General features: G+C 70.3%; 1 protein-coding gene. It reads left to right on the top strand.

Features of this window, described 5'->3' with window-relative positions:
• On the top strand, positions 1 to 441 hold a 441-nt coding region (locus ACWCOM_RS18495; RefSeq protein WP_454550204.1), incomplete at both ends, for a DUF3516 domain-containing protein.

Genomic DNA, 441 nt, shown 5'->3' on the forward strand with positions numbered 1-441 from the left:
TCGTGGAGGCCACCCTGGAGAAGCCGCGCCAGGTGCTCAACAGGCAGGAGAAGAAGGCCCGCGGGGAGGCCGTGGCCGCGATGAAGGCCGAGGGCCTGGACTACGAGGAGCGGATGAAGGTGCTCGAGGAGGTCAGCTACGCCAAGCCCCTCGAGGAGCTGCTGACGCAGGCCTTCGAGACCTACCGCACCGGGGCCCCGTGGGTGGCCCAGTTCGAGCTCACCCCGAAGTCGGTGGTCCGGGACAGGTACGAGCGGGCGATGACCTTCGGCGACTACGTGCAGTTCTACGGCCTGGCCCGCTCCGAGGGCATCCTGCTGCGCGAGCTCTCCGACGCCTACAAGGCGCTGCGCCAGACGGTGCCGCTGGACATGCTGCGCGCGGCCCTCGAGGACCTGGTCGCGTGGCTGGGCGAGCTCCTCCGGCAGACCGACTCCGCGC

The organism is Kocuria sp. KH4 (assembly GCF_053711175.1).